Source organism: Sphingomonas changbaiensis NBRC 104936 (genome assembly GCF_000974765.1).
Lineage (GTDB): Bacteria > Pseudomonadota > Alphaproteobacteria > Sphingomonadales > Sphingomonadaceae > Sphingomonas_B > Sphingomonas_B changbaiensis.
Genome location: NZ_BBWU01000008.1, coordinates 1 through 1,847 on the forward strand (window position 1 = coordinate 1; position 1,847 = coordinate 1,847).

Consider the following 1,847-nt stretch of genomic DNA (forward strand, 5'->3'; position numbering starts at 1 on the left):
CCCGTTCCGGGGAGGAGCGTCTATAGAGCTCCTAAACCCAACCACAGGAGCACCCCATGTCCACCTATGAAGCGCGTCTTGCAGCCCTTCGCGAGCAGCTGAAGCGCGACCGGCTGGACGGGTTCGTCGTGCCGCTGACCGACGAGCATATGAGCGAATATGTGGGCGCCTATGCGCAGCGCCTGGCTTGGCTGACCGGCTTCCAGGGCTCGGCCGGCACGGCGGTTGTGCTGCCGGAGGAAGCCGCGATCTTCATCGACGGCCGTTACACGCTGCAGGTGCGCGAGCAGGTCGATCCGAAACACTGGGCCTATGTGTCGGTGCCGGAGACGTCCGTCTCCGACTGGCTCGGCGAGCACGCCGCAAACGGCGCCCGGATCGGCTACGACCCCTGGCTGCACACCCGCGCCTGGGTGGAAGCGGCGACCAAGGCGCTGAAGGAAAAGGGCGCGACTCTGGTTGCGGTCGACACCAACCCCGTCGATGCGATCTGGCCCGACCGGCCGGAGCCGTCGCGCGCGCGGCTGGTGGTCCAGCCGGATGAGTTCACCGGCCGGAATTCGGCCGAGAAGCGGGCCGAGATCGGCGACTGGCTGGCCGCGAAAAGGGCGGATGCGGTGGTGCTTTCCGCGCTCGATTCGATCGCCTGGACGTTCAATGTCCGCGGCAAGGATGTCGAGCGCACGCCGGTCGGTCTCGCCTATGCGCTGGTCAACCGCGACGGCACCGCCGACCTGTTCGTGCAGCCGGAAAAAGTGGGTGAGGACGTCGCGAAGCATCTGGGCAACGCCGTGCGGCTGCATGACCGCGCGGAGTTCCCGAAGGCGCTGGCGAGCTTTGCCGGCAAGCGCGTTGCGGTCGATCCGGAGCGCGCCGTGGCGGCAATCTTCGAGCGGCTGGAAAAGGGCGGGGCGGAGACGTTGCAGCTGCGCGATCCGGCCGTGCTCGCCAAGGCGATCAAGAACCCGGTCGAAGTCGCCGGCCATCAGGCGGCGCAGGCGCGCGACGGCGCCGCGATCGTGCGGTTCCTGCACTGGCTCTCGATCGAGGCGCCGAAGGGCGGGCTCACCGAAATGAGCGCGGCGGCGAAGCTGCGTGCCTTTCGCGATGAAACCGGCTTGCTGCAGGACCTCTCGTTCGACACCATTTCCGCCGCGGGCCCGAACGCCGCGATCCCGCATTACCGGGTGACTGAGGAATCGAGCCTGCCGATCACGATGAACGGCATCTATCTGGTCGATTCGGGCGGCCAGTACCAGGACGGCACCACGGACATTACGCGCACCGTCATCGTCGGCATGCCAACGGCCGAGATGTGCGACCGGTTCACGCGCGTGCTGAAAGGGCATATCGCCATCGCGACCGCGCTGTTCCCGAAGGGCACGCGCGGGCAGCAGATCGACGCGTTCGCGCGCCGGCCGCTGTGGGAGGTCGGCCTCGATTATGCGCACGGGACTGGCCACGGCGTCGGCAGCTATCTGTCGGTGCACGAGGGCCCGGCGCGGATCGCGACCTTCGGCGGCGGCGACGAGCCGCTCGCGGCCGGCATGATCCTGTCGAACGAGCCCGGCTATTACAAAGGCGGCGAATACGGCATCCGGATCGAGAATCTGGTGCTGGTGGTGCCGAAGGAGGTGCCCGGCGCCGAGCGCGAGATGCTTGGGTTCGACACGCTGACGTTCGCGCCGATCGACCGGCGGCTGATTGATGTCGCGATGCTGACCGAAAAGGAACGGGCGTGGCTGAATGCGTACCACGCGCAGGTGGTCGAGGTGATCGCACCGCAGCTGGACGGTGACGTGCGCGCGTGGCTGGAAGCGGAGTGTGCGGCGATTTAGCTCCGCCCC

1 protein-coding gene is annotated in these 1,847 nt (G+C 67.7%); it reads left to right on the plus strand.

Annotated elements, in window-relative coordinates; translation table 11 throughout:
• Positions 1-56: 56 nt before the first annotated feature.
• Positions 57-1,838, plus strand: a complete 1,782-nt coding sequence (locus tag SCH01S_RS01550) for an aminopeptidase P family protein (protein ID WP_046347021.1) — start codon at positions 57-59, stop codon at positions 1,836-1,838.
• Positions 1,839-1,847: the final 9 nt, after the last annotated feature.

What these genes read in the sequence shown, in the direction of transcription:
- SCH01S_RS01550 (WP_046347021.1), top strand. Translation starts at nt 57, where the DNA reads ATGTCCACCTATGAAGCGCGTCTTGCAGCCCTTCGCGAGCAGCTGAAG.